This window comes from Paenibacillus sp. NPDC056579, assembly GCF_042793215.1.
GTDB lineage: Bacteria > Bacillota > Bacilli > Paenibacillales > NBRC-103111 > Paenibacillus_S.
Window position 1 is genome coordinate 1,574,415 of the sequence record NZ_JBHTVD010000001.1, and the last position, 20,593, is coordinate 1,595,007.

The window sequence follows — 20,593 nt, forward strand, 5'->3', positions numbered from 1 at the left end:
TAAGTTCACCTCTACTATGGTTTTTTCAATAGACTATTTCCTTGTCGATTTTTTAACAGTTAGGCCTGAAACCATAATTTTTAGTTTATTTCTGCTAGTTCCAATTCGACAGAGGCTCCGTTTTGGCATCGGATGTGCAAGGATGTCTTGTCCTTATCAGCACTTACTTCAATTCCAGTAACATCACGTGGAAGCTCTTTTCCTTTCATGGTCCACTGTCCCTTAAGCTCCACGCACGTAATTGTTTCCATGCCCGCTGTCCATGCAGTCACATCGTCCATGCGTTGATTTTTCAACTTAGGCAAACGCAAGTCCGGATCCGCCAAGCTGAGGAGCAGGGATTGTTCACGCCTTTTTTCCATGACGATTACCGGAGCGCTCGAACTATGGAACACGCCAAAATTCATTTTCTCGGTTTCGTCAAATAGAACGTAACCAATGGACTGCAGCTTGTTATGTAGTACGACATGTGCCTTTTCATCTTTTTGCAGCACTTTGTAGTGTGGCGAAGCAGCATAGCTTCTGACCGCTTCCGGTGTCGATTGCACAAGAATGGCATATTCATAGCCGAGGCTTTGCGGTTGTATTCCATGATCGATCCATGCCGTCGTATAGAAGCCTTCCGTCTCCATCAATCCACTTGAATCCCTTGATTTCTGAGCGGCTCGTTCAATTTGAAGACCGCCCGCATCAGGCACCACATAGCCGTTACCATAGGGGTCAATCATCCAAGCCGTTTCCCCGTATGAACCAATGAATAGCCACGGGAGCTCTGTAATTTGCTTATCATTTATATAGAACGGATTCACAGCATCACTCATATGGGATTGGAACAACGTCGTTTCCACATGATTGCGCGGATCCTCGCAGCAAATGCCAGAGCCAAGCGAAATGATATCTTTGCCAAAATAAAATACGGTTTTGACAGCGCGGAAGCTAGGATCAAACACAGTGTCGTGCAGCTTCATCGCGAAGATCCCTTCCATCCCCTCGCTGGACACGCCTCCGACAAATGTTTCATCCGTAAACGATCGTGTGCCTTCTGTAAATGAACGTGCTCCAGGTCGAGAGCCGAGCGTTTCCAGTTCTTCAAGAGAGAGATGCCGGGAAGTCGTACCTGGCCATCTGGACCAATCCCATCCACGGTTTAGTGCATAACCGCTGCCCTCTGCGCTTGGCGATTCACCGTCTGCAAATATTTGAATCGCGCCATAACTTACATATCGCCCGTAAACATTTTCTCCAGGCATAACCTTATGTACCGACATCGAAGGTTTGGCACTATGTGCTTCGAAATCGACAACGTACTGACTCCACCCTTTGGTAGAAACCATCCAATGATCCCGGCGCAGCACTGCGAGTGCCGATGAAGGCTTCATCCAAAAGCCCGTTGGACTATTTTCCGGAGCAAAACCCGCTTGCGATAGCTTCACCGCGAACTGCAAGCCACCAAGAGTATCCATATATTCGACGCCTTTGCTATCAGCCTGCGCGAACATCTTTCTTACGCATTTAGCTTCCGGGTCCCATAATCTCATGAATGCCCCAGCTAGTTCAATGTCTATCGTTTCTCCCGCGAAAGCTAGCAATGCTAAAGCCGGCAGCATTTCATGGGTGAACGCCCCTTTGTCCGGGAACCTTCCGCTTATTCCGGTCGGCACATCGTACTTGTTCGTCACGATTCGCATCGTTAAGAGGGCCTGTTTTAGATTGCTGACCGATTTCTCATCAAGCGCATAGGGAGTTCCATGAAGCAGATATGCCATCAACGCGCCCGTATGAAGAGCATTAGGTGCATAAGCTGACGTATATACCATGCGATGGTGAAAGCCCATATAATCGTGTTTGATCGTCCCCGCGAATCCAGGCGCAATGGCGAGAGCATTGTTCATCCACAGCAGCAGCCCCTTCATGTGCCGTACTTTCTCTGGAGAATCTTCCATACATAAGACAACAAGCAGCTTATACACAAAACGGGTACGCACTTCGTCAGCCGTCGTTTCGGTGTAGTCCTCTCCAGGAAAACCGTAGGTTTTACCGAAATTGGTAAACCAATGCATAGAGGCGTATTCTCGATCCAGTCTCCCTGTTCGCTTTAACTCCTCCCTCATCAGGAATACAGAATGAAAATACCCGTTGTTTCTGTTGGTTTCGTGATCAAGCGTTTCCAGTCCGCTGCCTGCGGCCCAGCCCTGATCGTGAAAATAATCGAATAAATCCAGCGCCTTCTGTCTGCTTTCTTCATTACCATTCAACCTATAATCAAGCACAACCGGCAGAAAAATAGTCCGGGCTACATCTTTCCCAAACTCGGGACCGTGCGACGAACGGCTGGAAAAAAGCGGTGCTCCTGTCACATAGCCGTCTTTATCTCGCTTGATGTCCAACCTCTGATACCGCTCCACACCTTCGCGGATGAAAGCTTGAAGGGATTCATAACGTATGCGAAGCGGTTCACACGCAAGATCAACCTTTTCACCCAATACCCATTGCTCATAACGTTTGGAGATAAGCGCAAACGCAGCCGCTTGTTCCTGCGTCAGCTCTGTTTCCTCCGGCAATCTAGGCTGCAAACGACTGAAATAGTAACTGCGGTCCCATGTGCCTCCCTTTCCCCCATTTGCCTTCTGTCTTAGAGAGGGTATCTGCCAGTCCGAAGAACGTGAGGCAGGAATCGATGCAACAAATTCGATAACGTCCAGAAAGAAAGTTCCGCTCTCTTCCTCCTGCGGTGGAATGAGCTCCATCACTTCCAACTGCTCGACATCTTGGTTCTCGCGGTCGGGCTCGAACCCGCCATCCTCTCGAAAATGGATGTTAAAGCCTCTCCAGCCGGTAAACCCTACCCCAATCTCAAAGGAGCACCGGAATAGACCTTGACTTATTTCACGTTCAGATCCAAGACGGAACGTGAGCTTACCGGTTAATGCCTTTTCATTATAAATCCAAAATTTGACTCCGCCGTTCATGCTTTTGCATGCTTCTTCCAGATGGTCTGGCCTGGTTACTACAAGCCTTCCTCCCTGATTCCACTGCCATCTCAAAGAGTGAGATCCGTGTTTGTAATGAGCTTGGGAAAGAGCGAGCGTTCCAGCTCCAACTGTATTCCAGTGATTAGGCACCGAATTCCCTTCAAAAGATTCGGCATAGATGAAAGAGCCGTCATCTCCATAAATTTCTATCTTGGATAACCCGTCGTTCATATTTGCACCTTCCATCCAAATGAATGAATTGAAAAAAAGAGTACTGCCTTAACTAAAATAAACAGGCTTGCCGGTCTCCGCCGATTTATATAGAGCCTCCAAAATTTGCGATACGACAAGCGCCTGCTCCGGTTTGACGACCGGTTCTTTATCCGCAATAATACTATCGATCCATGTCCTCATTTCCAGATCGAGCGTCTGGCTGCGAATTTCTTTAGCAGTCATACCTGAACCATCTACTAGTATTTGCTGTTCATTCAGATTCCCTTCGCTTTCTCCGTTAATCCACAGACCGTCCCACATGTCGGCACCGCCCTTGCTTCCGCATAATGTTACCTTGTTCGTGGCTTCATGACGGACATTTAATACCCAGCTTGACTCCAGCATAACCGTAGCGCCATTCTCCATAACAATCATGCCGAAGGCGGAATCCTCTACGGTAAAGCTGCGGGGATCCCATCCCCCGGTTCTTGCCGTTTCCTCCATTTGGGACAGCATGTTATAGGCCGTACCTACAACCATGCGAGGCTTATAATTATCCATCAACCATAAAGTCAAGTCCAACGCATGCGTGCCGATGTCGATAAGCGGACCTCCCCCTTGCTTTTCTTTATCAAGAAAAACTTTGCGGTTCGGAACACCGCGCCTGCGAATCGCATGAGCTTTGGCAAAATAGATGTCACCCAGGCTCCCGCTCCGGCAAATGTTATAGAGCTGCTGGCTATCTGGACGAAATCGGTTATTGTAGCCGATGGTCAACTTTTTTCCCGTTTGCCTCGCAACCTCGAGCATGTGTACCGCTTCCTCCGCTGTCTTGGCCATAGGCTTTTCGCACATTACGTGCTTGCCCGCTCTAAGTGCTGCAATCGCAATCTCGGCATGGGTATCATTGTTCGTGCAAATATGAACGACGTCTATGGAAGGATTTGCGAGAAGCTCCATGAAATCCGAGTAGACGATACTTCCAGCCTTTCCAAATTTGTCGGATGCCTTCTGAGCATTTTCTCTAAATACATCACAGAAAGCAGCTAGCTCTACGGTATCGATTTGAGACAATGAGGGCATATGCTTGTTCGTTGCATTCCCGCCGCAACCGATAATACCGACCTTTAACGTTGTAGACATTGACCTTCATCCTCTCTTCTTCTCGCGGTCATCGACCTCACTTAGTCAATTCTCCGAATCCGCTTTACTACGAATCAAATCATCCCCTGCTTCAGACCCCAAAATAATTCACTTTGATGGTGTCTGCAGAGCCCAAGTCGCATGACCTATTATGTCGCAGAAATCGAGCAACCCCTCTGTACGTTGATAAGGCTTTCAAGCCCGTAGCCGATCCCGCAATGATGGTATATCCCCCCCAATAAATAATGTTCATGACTGAATTCATTCCCTGAACGCAATCCAATGCTAAAGCTGAATTCCATGTATGCGGTTACTTTTTTCTGTTGTCCACTACGTTGATCGCTTTGGCGTCTTTGTCTTTGCGCAGCGAGGACAACCTGCCGGATTTGTTAGTTATACCTGCGTTTCGCAAGTCGCACGTGTTGAAATCACTTATCCTATGTATCCAACTATAATGCCGCCCTTATGTTTAGTCAAGATTTAAACTATCTAAATTATTTAACTATTCATAAATAAGATTATTAAATGCAAAAAAACAGATATATCAAGCGTTTGTAAATGATATTTGCCTTTTGCTAATACCAATGATTATCTGAGATCATATTGTTATTACAACTAAATATAAACTAACTAAAGGGGATCCTATGCATAATGTTCGAAAAATAGGAGATCAAAAGGCAGCAAGACCGCTATCCTGCAGACACTTAGAATGCATGGCTCCATTTTGCTTATTAGTAATTACAAATAATTGAATTTACATGCAAACGAAACTAATAAGCAGCCAGTCGCCGGTTGATTCCGACGACTGGCTGCCTATTAGTTTTGATCCCTTTCTCACAGATTGGGGTCAGTCCTCTCATTTTACCTCTTTTTTATATAAATTCTCTAAACTGTTTATACATTCCTATGGAAACGGATGCGGATAGGGGTTCAACTCCTCCAACGATAGCTTGTGATCGGCATAACCCAGCCGCATCGGTACTTCCAACACTCTATTCAGACCCGCCAAGCGGGTAAGCGTATGTCCGAACGTCATTGGCAGCATTCCCGGTATCAACACTTTGAAGCAGTATAGCTCATTACGAAGCGTCTCGCTCGTAGACTGGTTGACTACAATAACATCCAGCTCCAAGCTGCTAAACACTGCAAGAACTTGCTTCAGATCATCCGTTAAATCGTCATTACTCACTACAGGCCCGAATTCTTCAGCAAAAGTCCGCAGAGGACGCTGTTCGTCTAACAAGAATCCTAGTCGTTCCTCCGCTTGTGGCAAACTATACAACAAGGAATGATCCTCCATAAATTGCATCAAGAAAGAATCATGAAACATAGCTTCAGCATCATCTCGACGTTCTTCCCAAAGTTCCTCAACCCTTGTTATCGTCCCGGCCAGCTCATACACGGCGCTCTTGGCTGCAAGGATAGGATCCAGATGGGCTCCCGCGGCGCACACAAGGTTCAATGTCTGATTTGCTCCCCCCTTTGCTATAGCCCATATGCTTGGAATGCCGTTTTCCATCGTCGTATTGTATAGCAGCACCTCATAACCTGTTACAGCTTTTAAACGTTCGATCATCGTCAGCAGTTCCTTGTCACCCGACGAACGGTAATCAAGCCGTGGAACGGGCAGCTTGGCGTACCAGGTCAACAAGAATGAATCACGCTCTACGATCTCCAAAATGCCGTGCAAGATAGCTTCTTCCCGACTCCCGCCTAACGCGCAGCCATTAGAAGTCTCATATACAAAGCCTCCTCCATAGCCCAGGCTGTAATAAGCCAGCAACTCGGGAACCAGAATCGGACGTTCCTGCAGCAGTGAGTATCCCCACACCCAAGGAATTTCGGCATTAGGATCAAACGGCAGAAAGGGAAAATCCGGCTGATCCATGTGCTCCTGCGCGTGGAGCCCTACCTTCGACGGATCCATGGCATCATCCTTCAAGTTAACGAAGCTGTCATGCACAACCGTTCGTTTTCCTCGGAGTGCAATCCCGCAAAATCTCTCCAATCCTTCGAGGATGGCAGCCAGCTCGCTGTCTGCAAATGAATGCGAATGACCTCCTGTCACTTCATTCCACATAGGCAAAGGAAGATTCACAACCGCACATGCAAAAGTGGACAGGAAGCTCAGCTCTCTGCCGTTGAAGAGCCCAGTCCGGCTGTCCCAATAATCCTTAATCAGAACCTTCTGTAAATCACTCATCGAGCGGCTGCGATAAATGTCCCTCTTGTGTTTCTTGCAAGATCCAAGTGTTATATGGGCCGCTTCCTTCGAATCCTCCGGCCATTGACCGCAAACCGGACAAGATTGGTCAGGAAGGATGTAGTGAATTGTGGTATTTAGATTTATCAGGTTAACTAAATAGATGTGGCTCTCGGAATACGGTTTATCTCCTTGGAGCACCTTAGCTGCTTCTGCTGAGACTATATATGCAATATGCCGCAATGCCAATGGATGTACCTCGGGAGCCTGTGCTGGGAGAGGATCGAGGGAGATGAGTCTCATGATCTGATCATCCATATTTTCACTGGTTTCCATCGACATGGAGAGCCTATTTTCCGCACACTGGGAGCATCCGGCTGTCCCGGGAAGGACTAGCGGCCCAATCACTCCTTCTCCATCGGACACATAGCAGCCCAGCCATGGAATCCTAAGCGGCCGCAGGATCTCTTCAGCTTGGAGATGAGTTGAGGAGTCCCCTCCTAGCACCAATACCAGTCCCGCGGGCGGTAAAGCCTCACCGAAAGCGGATCTGCGTACTATCGGGAATCCTAACAAATACTTGCTCACCGTATCTGCCAACAGCCCCTCACCGATAATAATGACGGTATTCATAGGGCTACCTCCTCACCGAGCAATACAGCAACGACTTCAAGCGGCCCTTCTTTCAGAACGGGCTCGCACCGCATGTCGAAGACCTCCAGCTGTTTATGGTGCTGCCTTAAGGTATTTACCGCTGAGAGCATTCTAGATGCGTGACTTATAGAAGCTGCAGAAGTAATGGTGATGCGTTGCGGCTTATCGTCGCTCCAAATCATAGCACTATCCGGAACGATTTTCGTTTTCATCAAAGCATTTTGCAGTGCTTGGCGAAGCGCTAAGGTCTTATCAAGGCCTACGCAGCCATACCAGGAATGATCCGAGAGGACCCATATGACCGGAAATCCATACAGCGGTTCTCCGAATGCGATGAAAGTCTCTCCTTCCTTTATATTCAGAGCTTGCAAATAGTACCGGCAGTGGACATCTTCGATTTGGACAATTTCCATGCGGGAGAGAACCCTTTCTTGATAGAGGGTCCGTCTTTCCAGCTCTTTGGTCAAACAAGCGATCAGTCCTCGCCCCGCCGCTTCGGCGAACGTGAATCCGGCTCCGATGCTGATGTCCTCCTGCTGCCTAGAGGAGAGCCCAGGTATCCATAGCGGGGTCATGCGAGCGGTATAGGATTCCATTCCTGCAAGCGCGGACTCCCGCCGGGCCTCTACATGCGTCAGTGCGCTGCTGACAATGGCTGGAAGAAGCCGCGCAAAGCCTTCCGATAACGGGTCTACAGGCTGCACGAGACATTGTGCAAGCGGGAGCTGCTCCAATGCTCCTTCCTCCCAAACATGGAAAATGCCCGACACCTTGGAGGTCAGCCCATTGAACCACGAAAACCATTGTTCAGCATCAGGCTCCTGGTCAGATCCGAGGTTTAGCTCCAGGTCTGTCGCCATACGGGCCGCTTCGTGCCCCGATAAGAAAGGATGCGGAAGAACCGAATACCAACTTCCCTCCAGAGTGAGCGGATTCAATATATAGCAATGATTGTTGCTTTTCGGCTCGCTCTCTCCAATAAACCACTTATGGCACTCATAGACGATAAGATTGGATAAGAGGGTTGCAGTTGTCCTATAGAATGGGTACGATTCCCACTCAGGTGGGAATATAGACGCGTGAACGCGCCGCCATGCACACTCCCCGCTTCCATTTCCGTCCGGCTGAAGCAGTGGCCCAACCATGCCTATTCCTCGTAGATCCATCGCAGGAAGCAGCGGTTTCTTTTCGGCTATGCAGGTGCTCTGAAGCTTTTCAAGCTCCTCCAGATCACCATGCTGCGCAGCATACAAAATAAATGAGAACGGCCTGATCACAGTGTTCCAATTCACTTCGACGCCCTCCGCTTCGGCAAGGATAATATCCAGAGATGTTTCCGGATTGCTCGGGAGCGCCTGTTCCCAGGCCGCCTTAAGCTGCTCCGCATCTGCAAGAGATGTGTTGATTGCCAATATGGAAAGTTTCGATAAACCTGATTCATACCATGCATTAACCAGCTCGACCAAGATAGTTCCGGAACCGACGGCCAGTACCCCTGCATCTTGAGAAGACATTTGTCTACCTCCATCTATGACATAACACGGTTTGAGAACTCGCTCATGATGATATCCACAAACCCTAAATCTACATAAAAATATGTCTACACCCTTTGTTTTATTACGTAACAAAGCAAAACTACTTTATATGCTTAAGCAGCAAGTCTGTAAAAAGCGTGAATTTAAAAGAAGCTATAGGCAAAGATTATATACTGGGAATAAGAGCTAGACGCAACTGGTTACTGTTTAGATAACGGAATGATCTGGAGTATATGGAGATGGGGAAATTTCTGCAAAATTAGTATATGAACGGAAGCGTTGGAACGACGGACGGTCCCTAATTTCGAACAATTTTCGACTTAGCCCAATCCATGATCGGCACAAACACATACAATACCTTACAACTCGGGAGGGAGGAAATCACAATGGGATTAGGAGTAGCAGGTAGTTGTGGAGGTTTGTTTACTTCTGCGGCTATTATTCTAGTGCTTTTCATTCTGCTTGTAATTATTACTCGTGGATTTCTTTACTAATTGGCACACACTAACGCCCGGCTATTAAATAGTCTGGGCGTTTTTTAAACTGACAAGTATACGATTCCAGCGAATAGTCCTGGCATTGAATAGGCCACCTCCATGCTGTATCGCACGAAGAATGCAGAGATGTCCTGCACTGCCATCTTCGACTGTTCAATAGTGTATGTGGGCTGTGGCCTATCCGTGCCTGTACGTCATAAAGCGATCGCTGCCATTCGATGGATGACGTCAATTTTTACTCATGGCTGTGCCAAGTGACGGCAATCAACAGGTCCGTAATTTCCGTGGAGTCGAGATAAAGCTTCAGCGCATCGACAGGCGATTGCGGCAGAGCTTCCTCTAGCAACGCCCCTTTCAACAACTTTCCTTGATGCACTTCCAATTTCCCTAATTGATCTTCCACAGTCTTATCGGCGCTTCTGAAAATATCGAATGCGTCCGCCGCCCCGCCTGCCAATAGTTCAACCTTCGCCACCTTATCCAGCCGATTTTGGCACCAATAAGGATAATGCTCCTTGCGGAATGGAATGGCCAGCTCATATCTCTTGTTTTCTACCGGTTTTTGATTTTGAAACTTCGCCCATTCCGTAGGGAACTCATGTCTGATCGAGAACAGACGAACGCAGCCTGCCGCCGCATTCGTTTTGATCTCCTCATTGATGGCCTCCTTAGCAGCAACGCGCAGCGGTTCGCCTCCCTCGCGTGCTGTGTACCGGATATGCATAATGACATCGCTGATGGTGCTGTAATCGAACTGGCACAATTCATCCTTGCTAGGGTCGGCCGGCAGTTGCAGCTGCCATTCGCTTATGACGCCGGCTTTCTCGAACGGCAAATAACGGTCGTCCCGCAAATTCACCTCGAACATCCCGCTGTCATTCTGTGCGGAGCTCGTCACGATAGACTGTGTGCTGCCAAAATAATCGCTGAACCGGTCGTCATCGGCAGCCTGATCACGGACATATTGATTGTCCCGCAAGCTCGAGGATTTGCGGATGGTGCTCTTCTGAAGCGTCAACGTACAATTCACGCTCGAATAGGGGCCGGTCACGCAAGGGATGCTCAGTGCCACGCTCTTGATCCGTCTGAAGTAGTGGCCGGGACCGTCCATGTCGAATAACGATTCGGGCAGCTTCACGGTACACTGTCCGGTCGTCCGCAGCTGCACTAATGCCATCGGGTTGACCATCAGTAAGCTGACATGCTTCGTCAATTCATACTCCCGCTGATTCATCTCATGATATGCCGCTTCCATCCGTTTCAAATCAAGCTGCAGCTTCTCTCCTGCGAGCAGCCCTTCCTTGCCTGACATGTATCCGTACTGCAGGAACGTTAGCTCCGGTTTGCCCAGCTCATGCTGCAGGGCGCGTTCGGCTTTCTTGGCTGCATCGTATGCGAATTTGTAGGCTTGCGAATACAAACCGCGAATCTCCCGTTTCATCCACGTGTAGAACGACACGGTGGTCTTTTTTAACTCCTCTTCGTTTTTTTCGTTTTTCAGGAAATTCTCGATGGCGGCAGCATTGTTCATTTGTTCCATATGATGGTTATACTCTTGCTTGGCTATATACTCGCGGATTTCCGCTGCGCGGATCTGGCTGACGATTTGATTCATTTCCCCGACGGCAATATTGCTCTGGTTCTCCCATTCTTGCTGCCTCCGGTCATAGACCGCAATCTTGGCAGCCATCCCCGCTTCATAATTAAGGCGATCCGACATCGATTGGGCTAATTCGGCAGCGAACTGAAGGTTTCTGGCAAGAGCTGTACCTCCGATCGTGGCGTGCCCGCCAATTCCCCAGAAGTGAAAGTCGAAATTAAAGTCAGGAATATTGGAAGCTGCAGGTGCTGCAGTTAATGCGAGTTTGGAGAACTCATACAGCATTCTGGCAGTACTTAATTTCTCCAACTCTTCCATCTCGCGCCGGCTGACAATCGTCCCGCCCGATTCACTCAAGTCCTCCGCATTATCAATCCGTACATCGCGCCGCCCATATTCAGGATCCTGTTCATTACGGATATACCCTTCTTGGGTTGCCTCGATCGGCACCAATTGCGGAAGCTTCTTCTCAATATCCTCTCTCTTGTTACCCAGCAAGAGCTCCAAATAAATGTATCGTTCTTTCACGTTCTTAAGCGATACTTCCAGACTTTCGCGGTTCTTAGCTGCCTCTCGCCATTGATTAAACTTCACTTTTTCGGCCAAGCCTAGAATGCCGGACTCATGCTGGGCCCGCAGCAGCGCCAGCTTCTCATTATCTTCCTTCTCAATCGCCGCGAGCAGGTTGTTGCCAAGAGATATAACGATCTGACATATATCTAAGGCTATCTGATAGTTGATGCGAAAGCATACCAACGGCAGCGGCTGATTGATTCCTGCGATAACCGAACCGACATCCAGTCCGGAAGCCGCCGCCCGCGCCAGCAGCGCAGGGTCGATCGGCGGATCGAACAGCGGCAGCTGGCGGAAGACGCCTTGCAAGTTCAAGCTATTGCGAATCTTGAACAGACGATCGGCTACCGTATCCCAGTACCCCATCAGCTTGTCATTGCGCGGAACGCAGAAATAAAGGGACGTCCCAATACTTTGCAACGAGGCATATGAATCGCCAGCCCCGCCCGTCATTGGGAACGGTGCCAAATCGAACGGAAGCTCGCTCTCCATCTGTACCAGCGTATTGTCGAACTCGTCCCACTTCCCGCGCCTGTCGGCATAGGTGAGCGGCTTAAGCGATCCTTTGCGAGGAACGGCTTGAGGCCGTACCCCTAAGATGAGAGACGCCAGTACATAAGGCTGAAGCGCTTCTGTCACTGCTTCGGCAGAATCAGCACCCCCGAACAAATAGTCGCCCCAGTCGATCAGATTATCCAGATACGCCATCACCGCCTTGTACATGTACGCCGTATTACGGTAACGCGCGACGAGATGAGGCCGGAATGGGGCATCCTTCCACGCGTTGATGTTATTGATCGTGTCCTGCTGCAGCGTATAATCGGCTCCCGACGACAGGTTGACCAAGATGTCTTCGATCTGTTTCACTTCCGTGCTTTGGAACGGCTTTACTTTCCAGAATCGTTCCGGCGTCGTGCCGTCGCTATCGTCCGTAGGGTCGAATATATAATGGAACCACCTCTGGGCTTCTTCGAACCGCTGGTTTTTGCTCAGATGAATCGCTATCGCAAGCGGAATATGATAGAACAATTCCCAGTTGTATACCGAGTAGGCGCCGCTGGAAGAGAAATCGAGATCGCGTACGGGATAGGGCTGCTCAACTAGATTCGCCGGCGAATATTGCGCCGCCGTGAATAGCTCGCGGAATAAAGTCGGTTTCGGTTTGCCGCCTAGCAGTTTAACGCTCGTCCCAATTGGCACCGTAACGGCTTGGGGCGCTGCAAGCTTGCGCATGATCCCATCCTCGCCTAGGATGATGGCCGCAGCGGGTAAAGTTACGATAGCTGCCGAAGCTAACGTGGTTTCTGTTCCGTTATCCAGGTCACGGAATAGTGTGCCGCCTTCGACTCTTACACGCGTGCCGCGGTGGTCATCGCGAGCGATAACGCTGCCAGGCAGAATAGCAGCTTGGCCGCCGTCAAGATCGATCTTAACGCCATCCGGCAAAGCGACCGTTATGTTGAATGGAAGCGTAATTTCCTCATCATCTTGACCCGGTAAAGGAAGCTGCAGGACAAGTCCGGCCGGCAGCATCGCTTGAAAGCTGTTCGGCAGCGTTTCGTAGGTGCCATCGTTATTCGCACTTAATTTATAATCGGTATCAGCCGCTTGCAGACCGTGGACCGATTTCTCGATCAGCCGCGTTTTCAATTCTTCAATATAGCTGTGGAAGTGCGGGTAGAACCGGTAACGAAGCGACCGCGTCCTGGTAACGATATGGCGCTCGCCTGTTTCCTCGGCTCCATTCCTCTGCGCATCCAAACGTACGAAATCGAGATATTGAACCGAACCGTGAAATGCACTTAATGCCCAATTGCCATACTTCATTACACGCCGCCTCCTCTGCTGAAGTTCAGGTTTATTCCGCCGATTTGGGTGATAACATGGGTCACTTCTCGAACGTCACGGATACGGCCTGCCGCGCCAATCAGGTTGCCTCCATACTGAACGGCAGTACCGGATTGGGTAAGTACGTCGGTGTTAGGCATGACAGCATAGCGGGCTGATTGATCAACCGGATCGATTCGAATCGAGCTGTCTTTGAGCCGGAATACTTCATGGTTGTATAATTTAGGCGGAATAACCGGACTAACCGCTCTCGGAAGATGCAGCAGCATATCGTCCCACTTCGGTTTCTGTGTTGACCTGGGAATCGTGTATCCTTCCCACTTATCGATGGTCGTCTCGGTAAGCGTCGGTTCCACGAAAAACGTATACAAGTCATCGGCGAATACGAATGGGCTAATAAGCGGAGCGAATTCTTCATTCGGATGTTTCATCGCATTACTCGTGGGCAACAACGTGAAGCTGCTGCCGCCATTGGATAAAATCGTTTGCGTCGCGCGTGAAGATTGATTCTTGCCATCTATCGTCTCAACCTGTTGGATGAAAGTGACGGTCAATGCGCCAGAGCCTTTGAACCGGTTGTACGAGGTGCCCCCTGTGGCATAGGGAACGGCAGGACTATCCGCTGCATACGGTCCGAACTGCGGAATGCTGTTTTTGCTCACGACACGGAAGGCAAAGGTCTTGGCTGGCATGAGGTTGTGCAGTCTAATCACGATATTGCCATCTGCCTCCGGATCTGGACTTGGTTCTTTCGTTATTGTCGTAAATACGGCGCTTGGATCGAACCTCGAGGTTAGCTTCAGGTTCTCCATATCCTTAATAAATCCGCTGGATTGACGTGCTGACCATGTGCCTTGAAAATATTCTGACCAGCTTAATTCAAGGTTCAGAACTCTCGTCGATGACTTAGGCGACATTCCGTCTAATTCCGCTAATTTTGCATCGGCAAGCGATATATCTTTTTTGGCAGCGTCGACCGCTTGCTCTTTCTCTTCAGCGCTTACCGTTATTTTGATCCAGAACAAATGCAGCCGCCCCCGCCACATCACCACCGCAAAATGCTCACAGCTGCTGTCGATATCGGCATTGACGGGCTCCCACGGCGTCCACATTTGATTCGAATACTGTCGGTAGAAATATTCATGCGGACTTGAATAGGTGCGGCCGATGACATGCATGACCGGCGTTCCCCCCGCTCTCTCCTGCGCGTACATCGTCACAATCTCAAGCCGCGCCAATTTGCCCAGCTTGTCCAAGTACGTATACAATGCATCTTCTGCCAGCTGATTCGTCACATCGCCCTGCAGCAGACTGCTCTCTAGCTCCTTATACAAATACGTTTTGTCGTCGCGCCACTCCGGTTCAAGCCAATTTTCCGGGAACAAGAAAATTTTACGGTTCGCCTCCCACACCCGATAGCTTTTCGTCCACGACCAATGCTCCTTGTTCAGCACGATAGGATGCACCCATGGTTCAAGATTCAAAAAGCAGCGCTGAATGAACGTCTGGAGCGACGAGATCGCAAGCCGCAGCCGCGACGTCTGTACGACCGGTTCAGTGCCGGGATCGATCAGAAAATATTCGAACAGCTTCTCGGTGCTGTCCAACTTCAACAGATGCATCGTATGGGCAACAAGTGCATCACGCTGCCGCTGCCGCAACGGATCGAAAATTGGTTTGGCAACTTGCTGCCATACTTCCGGAGAGAAGCGCGACTTGATTACGCTGCGTACATGGATAGCGGCCTCATAATCCGGTTTCGGAGTGAGCCATTTCTTCATCGTATGAAGCGGCACACCGAACTTCTCCACAAGCTGCAGTGCTTTCCACAGACGTCCTACCCGCTCCACATCGGCGAAATGCGCACTCTCGCTCATATTCAGTTCTGCCGACACGCTTTCGACCGTTTCCTTCTTTCTCCGCGTCATGGCTGCGATTCGTTCCATCAGCGCCGGTATTTGCTCATTCTTTACGTGCTCGAATAAGGCGATCAAATCATCACTTCCGCCCGACATTTCGCGCTTGAGCCGTGCATAGTCCATCAACCGGTTGATTCCTCTGTACAGCGATGCCGCTAATTCTGAATCGTTCGATTCTCTAGCAGGCAGCTTGCGCCAATCCGCCCCGCCGAAGCCTTCTCGATTCGCGGCAATATAGCGGATCTCTCGTGCGCTTAACCCTATTCCTTGCGCCAATTGGAGCCCTTTTCTAAGCATCGTGCATGCCTGCTGAGCTGCTTCTGCCGCTGACTGCGGAATGACGATATATTGGCTGATGGCATCTTTGGCCGTCGTCTCGCCTTTGACGAGCAATTGGAAAGCGCCTTTTTGCAGGCTTGCATCGCAAGTGAATGCATACGAATTTCCCGCCTTCAATTCAATATCCGCGTACTGGACGTCGCCGTTGGCCGCTGCTGTAAATTTCAGTATAGGATCTGACAGATGATGAAACCGAAGGACGGCCTCTGCGCCCTGCTTCCCTAACACTGCATAAAAGCGGTACATGCCATTAAGAGGTACCTCCAATAAACCCGTCCACTTCCCATGCTGAAGCCTATCCGATTCCGTGACTTCCACCGTTCGGGTTACGAGTGGCAAAGCCGAAGGGGGGGAGAACTCGACCGACATGCCCGGAACCGCCAATCGCTCGAACGCCGCTAGCAGCGGCTCCGTAGTCGAATCCGGCAGAGCCAGAAAACCGCTATTCGTTAGCAGCTCTTCAACGAGCTGTGGATCGCCGCCTGACTGCGCGGTCATCGCCCTCAGAACAGCTTGGCGCACCAGCTTTGCCTGCATGAATGGCATGATTCGCTGGAGCAGCTTCATTCTTTTCTCGTCCCGGGACGCCTCTACACCTTCACCGAAATAATCTTCAAACGTGAACAGCACGTCAAAATTGGTTCTAAAAAACGATTCAAACGCAGCTCCCGTAAGCTCAAAACCAGGCTGCTCCTGCCAAAATGCCATAAATTTCTCGACCGCATCCGGAACGAAGACAAGCGCCAGCTTCTGTCTTAGATCGTTGTCGTTCACACTGCCCGCTTGATCAGGAACCGCAAACTGAAAGGCAATCGTACGCAGCTCGGATGCCAAGGAGCGAATCCAATTCAAGTCCTCACTGCCGTTCTCCTTATAAGGGCCTAGCGGATCATAATGATGGCGGATTAAATAGTCGGCATCCGCAATCGTCAGCTGGCTGCTTTGCAGCTGTTGTACGCCTTTCACAAACTCAAGGGTAAGAGCAAGCGGATATTCATTGTCGCTGTCGCCCAGAAGCACCGGCTTCAATAACTCGAATGGATTCAAACCGCTCATCGCTTTCAACGCGATCAACTCCGCAATGGAGATACCCAGCGATTGGGCCAACAGCCCATACCGGTAAAGCAGAGAAATATTCGTCAGCGTAAGCTTCGCTTGCTGTAAGTCACGCTCCTCCTCCTTGCCGCCGTCTTGCAGGATAAGCGCAACTTCGTCCGTCGTCAAATTCAAGGCGGAGAGCAGTGTCGGCAAGTGATTGGCTATCAACACATCGTTGCTGCTAAGATAGTTGCCGAGCGGATCGTCATAGACGGCATCTTCCTTTAATACCGTGCGAGTAAGGAATAATTGCGAATAGAGCGATCGTGTTCCATTCGTTGGCATGGCGCTCCACAAGGTCAGCAGTTTGGCGCGTCCATTCTTCCCTACGCGGAGCAATTCCGCAAGCTGTTGAAGATGTGCGATGTAAACCAGTGCGGTCTTCATGACGCTGCCTAAAATTTGGTCATCAATTATTCCATCTTCCGGCCATTGACAGAATGCGCATAGGGCAAGATCGGTTTCCTCCATCGTCCAGCCCAGCTTCTTCCATAGGCGAACGAACAGATTCATCTTGATATAGTCCATGGCGCTCACCTCTTCCGTCGGCCGGCCGGCATAACCAATCGTCGTCTGGTCGAAGCTCCCTCCTGTTTTCGAATCATTCAATATGAGTATGTGGTCGAACTCGTGCCGATTCCATGCCTCGATCAGCCACTGCTTCGCTTCGAAATTCGAATGAAATTGCGTAAGCCGCTTCTCCAATTCGCTGACTTCTTCTGCAGCTAGAGGCGGGTAGTCGGGATGCTTCATGTAGCTATAGATGTGGGAAAGCTCGATATCCAACGCACGCAGCTTCGCTAAACGATTCAGATGAGGATTGTTGAAAGCTGTCATCATAAGCTCGGTGAGTTCTTTGTACGTGAGGCCCAATCGGCAGGCTGCCGTTTTGGCCGATCTCAGCTCTGCGAGCACGGCGTCTTCGGTATCCGTCGGCTCATCGTAACCGTACATGGCTGGCCAGGCGTCTGTATCAGGTTTGGTGTATAGATCAACCTCTGCGGACGTAAGTTTCAAATATTCCATCAGAACAGCCGCTCGGCCATAAGGATGAGAATCGACTGTCGGATCGAACAATTGATCACTCGGACGAAAAGTATCTAGCATTTCCCAGAACGGGGTTTTGAAATAATCGCTAAATTTCCTTACGGTTTCAAGCCACAAATCGAACGGCATCGTTAGCGGATACTGCACGGTTCGTAACGTATTATAGGCTGCTCGGTACGCCGCCGTATTCATGTTGTTCGGCTCAGCCAGCAGATCGGACGATTCAGCGTCGCCGGTATCGCGCATTGCATTCTCATCCAGCCTGCCATAGGCAACATAATACTCCAGAATCTCGTTCACGAGGTCGATGTAAGGCAAAGCCGTATTCGTGTTCTCGCATGTCAGTTTCAGGTGAGGCAAATCGGGACGCCGCAGCGTCAGGGCATCGTACGGCTTCAGGTAGCCGTAATCGTTGGTATAGGATTGGCCGTTATGATTGTCCTTCCATGTATTCAGCGTATGGTTCCATTCTTCTTCGGGAGGGTCTATGAAGCGGAACAAGTCTACCACATATGCAGCAGGGCTGAGGACGGAACGGCAATGATCACACTCGCAATAATCGAGAGAGTCGAAGAGCGATTCCATCGTCGGATAGTCCTTGAGCAGCGATTTCACTCTATTTTTTGCTTCCTCATGCTGCGCAAGCGTACCGGAGATCGCTGGCATCGGGGCGATGCTGTCGATCATTTTGCCCATGGAATAGAAGTTGAAGGTCGTCGAGGTAATTTGTGCGCTTTTATCCCATATTGTTTCCGTTGCGATGCGCGAACCGAAAGAAGGCGAATATTTCTCTATGAATTGAGCCCTCGGGATGGAAGCGACCTGCCGTGCGGATGTAAAGTTGAGCTTGAATAAAATTACCATCGCCTCGTCGTTCGGTGACATCTGGTACACGCGCGCCAGCAGTTTTAACCCTAGCTCGGCAATATGCTGCTTGTCTTCTTCGAGGCCTTCGTATACCGTATTGCGATTCTTCTTCAGGAATTGAACGACTGGCGTACTTCCGAGACGGAACCCCATGTTAGCAGCATTTTTTAACAGGATAAGAACCGGCTCTTTCACTTCCGTATGCTTCTGGCCAAGCAACAGCTCTTCTTTCTCCAGCATGCGGCAGATGACGTGAATCGGGAACGATTCACGCACTTTGGAAGCCATATTGTCGGCATAGGCGGAAGCGCGATCGTTTACATTGTCCTGCTTGAAAGCCGAAGGGATGAGACTTGCCAACTTGGCCGAATCGACATGCTGTTCTTCATTCAGCGACATCCCTTCGAGCCGTGCAATCCACCCTTGCGCCGTATACAGATCTTGCTCGACCATCCGCGGCAGCTTATCGATGGAATCAAACTCCCGCTGCAAAGCCTCCGTTAGCGGCGCATTGTTCAATGTCAGGTAGGCGAGCTTGCCTTGCAGCTTCAGATCCGCAACGGGTATGCCCTTCTTCCCTGCTTCCGTCCATAAGGTCAGATCGTCGCCTTCATGCTTCCAGAGCAGCTTCATAAATTCGTCTTTATGCCCCGGATCGATTTGTACTTTATCCAGCATCTCATTCACATTCGACAAGGTCCCAGGAACGACCGCCGTACGCCGCTTATCTAGTGCGAACGATTCGAATGCGCTGATCGCCTCGGTTGTTTGCCCGTCGGTAAGCGATATGATCCCGCCTTCATTAGCGCTTCGCAGTGCCAGTGCAAACGCCTCGGGAGGAACTAGCGACAGCGCTTCGGGGTCATGCGGCAGCCCCGCACGTACCGCTCCGTATAAGGCATCGTGCCCAATGCCGGTCACATTGTGCAATTGTGCTGTTATGGCAGCCGACACGATAAGGCGTGCATCCCATTCCGTGCTTTGATGCAGCATACCAATATCTTGTTGATCCTCATTCTCCTGTGCAGCTGCAAGAGTGGCTATGTTGACGCCTTTCACTTTCGACAGGTCAGCCGTAAGCAGTGCGAATTCGTTCGCTTGCGACTTGATGGTTGACGGAGCGACCAGGTTGATCACCTCGCCGCGCTCCGCATTCATCTTCGGATTGGAAAGCCGGACTTCACGGTTCTGTTCATCGAGCGATCGAATTTCTAGATTGGCCGCTCCTTCTTCAATTTCATAGGGCAGGGCATAAAATCCCCGATCGTCCGTCTCGATTTCTCCCAATACGTCCTCATGATCGCCGAACCCCTTATTCACGATGCGCAGCTTGATCTTCGCGGCAGGCAATCCGTTCTCCAGCAGGATGCGGCCTTCGACCCTCCTTGGATTCGCCGAGCTGCTGACCGCGATGGCAAGCGCGTTGCGTGTCGCATCGTCGTATATACCGGTGCGGACAAGGTTATATTTGGCCTGCAGCTGGGTTATGGCATCGCGCGTGCCGACTCCGAACAGGCCGCTTTCGGTCTCATTGGAAGGCAATTCAACACCGGCTTGCGCCAACTGGACATGGAGAGCCTTCACCGTCTCTCCTCGCATATTGAAGGAGAGAAGCGGCGATTTCCGAAGCTTTTCTTCAATGCTAGCCAGATGGTCCGTGCCGATGTTAATAGCTTTAAGCATCTGCCCTTGTTCATTAAGAGCTTCAACGACCCTCGTCCAGCCCTCCTCCCCCAGCATCCCAAGCTGACGCAAGACTGAATTCATATCGTTGGAAGTGACTTCGTCAACGGTGCCTATCGACTGAACATTCAGGTCTCGCTTTTTCTGAAATAAAGTGACCCCATATTTAGTCATACTCTCGAATGTTTGCTCTTTGCGCTCACGCTGCAATACTTCTATTACCGCGCGCTGCTCCTCCTCAGTTTCGCCAAAGATAATACGCCTTTCAAAGAAAAGCAGCAGCGCGTCCTGTAAATCGGCCACTTCAGGCCCTTGCTTTCCCGGTTCAACGGGGACGATCAGGTTCATGGTTTTCCTCCTATCCTTGAAAAGGAAGCTCTCATAAAGAGCCAGAATGATAGC

At 50.1% G+C, this 20,593-nt stretch carries 7 protein-coding genes; 1 reads left to right on the forward strand and 6 read right to left on the reverse strand.

Annotated features, from left to right (window positions below; genetic code table 11):
• Positions 1–80: 80 nt before the first annotated feature.
• From ACFQ88_RS07135 to ACFQ88_RS07150, 4 genes are all read right to left on the reverse strand, one after another.
• The gene (locus ACFQ88_RS07135; protein WP_379453267.1) at positions 81–3,218 is read right to left on the reverse strand and encodes a chondroitinase family polysaccharide lyase; all 3,138 of its coding nucleotides are present in this window, start codon (positions 3,216–3,218) and stop codon (positions 81–83) included.
• Positions 3,219–3,251: 33 nt separating this feature from the next.
• Positions 3,252–4,328, reverse strand: a complete 1,077-nt coding sequence (locus ACFQ88_RS07140) for a Gfo/Idh/MocA family protein (protein WP_379453269.1) — start codon at positions 4,326–4,328, stop codon at positions 3,252–3,254.
• A 904-nt stretch (positions 4,329–5,232) separates the two neighbouring features.
• Complete coding sequence (locus ACFQ88_RS07145) at positions 5,233–7,164, reverse strand: TOMM precursor leader peptide-binding protein (RefSeq protein WP_379453271.1); 1,932 nt, start codon at positions 7,162–7,164, stop codon at positions 5,233–5,235.
• The gene (locus tag ACFQ88_RS07150) at positions 7,161–8,699 is read right to left on the reverse strand and encodes a hypothetical protein (protein ID WP_379453273.1); all 1,539 of its coding nucleotides are present in this window, start codon (positions 8,697–8,699) and stop codon (positions 7,161–7,163) included. The genes ACFQ88_RS07145 and ACFQ88_RS07150 overlap by 4 nt, the downstream gene beginning before the upstream one ends.
• 407 nt (positions 8,700–9,106) lie before the next feature.
• On the opposite strand from ACFQ88_RS07150, the gene ACFQ88_RS07155 reads away from it, so the two are divergent.
• Complete coding sequence (locus ACFQ88_RS07155; protein WP_239624978.1) at positions 9,107–9,214, forward strand: dihydroorotate dehydrogenase; 108 nt, start codon at positions 9,107–9,109, stop codon at positions 9,212–9,214.
• Between the two features lie 238 nt (positions 9,215–9,452).
• On the opposite strand, the gene ACFQ88_RS07160 is transcribed toward ACFQ88_RS07155, so the two are convergent.
• Together ACFQ88_RS07160 and ACFQ88_RS07165 are read right to left on the reverse strand one after the other, a co-directional pair.
• On the reverse strand, positions 9,453–13,217 hold the full coding sequence (locus ACFQ88_RS07160) for a Tc toxin subunit A-related protein (RefSeq protein ID WP_379453276.1): 3,765 nt from the start codon (positions 13,215–13,217) through the stop codon (positions 9,453–9,455).
• Complete coding sequence (locus tag ACFQ88_RS07165; RefSeq protein ID WP_379453278.1) at positions 13,217–20,539, reverse strand: neuraminidase-like domain-containing protein; 7,323 nt, start codon at positions 20,537–20,539, stop codon at positions 13,217–13,219. The genes ACFQ88_RS07160 and ACFQ88_RS07165 overlap by 1 nt, the downstream gene beginning before the upstream one ends.
• Positions 20,540–20,593 lie beyond the last annotated feature (54 nt).

What these genes read in the sequence shown, in the direction of transcription:
- ACFQ88_RS07135 (WP_379453267.1), bottom strand. Translation starts at nt 3,218, where the DNA reads ATGGAAGGTGCAAATATGAACGACGGGTTATCCAAGATAGAAATTTAT.
- ACFQ88_RS07160 (WP_379453276.1), bottom strand. Translation starts at nt 13,217, where the DNA reads ATGAAGTATGGCAATTGGGCATTAAGTGCATTTCACGGTTCGGTTCAA.
- ACFQ88_RS07165 (WP_379453278.1), bottom strand. Translation starts at nt 20,539, where the DNA reads ATGAACCTGATCGTCCCCGTTGAACCGGGAAAGCAAGGGCCTGAAGTG.
- ACFQ88_RS07150 (WP_379453273.1), bottom strand. Translation starts at nt 8,699, where the DNA reads ATGTCTTCTCAAGATGCAGGGGTACTGGCCGTCGGTTCCGGAACTATC.
- ACFQ88_RS07145 (WP_379453271.1), bottom strand. Translation starts at nt 7,164, where the DNA reads ATGAATACCGTCATTATTATCGGTGAGGGGCTGTTGGCAGATACGGTG.
- ACFQ88_RS07155 (WP_239624978.1), top strand. Translation starts at nt 9,107, where the DNA reads ATGGGATTAGGAGTAGCAGGTAGTTGTGGAGGTTTGTTTACTTCTGCG.
- ACFQ88_RS07140 (WP_379453269.1), bottom strand. Translation starts at nt 4,328, where the DNA reads ATGTCTACAACGTTAAAGGTCGGTATTATCGGTTGCGGCGGGAATGCA.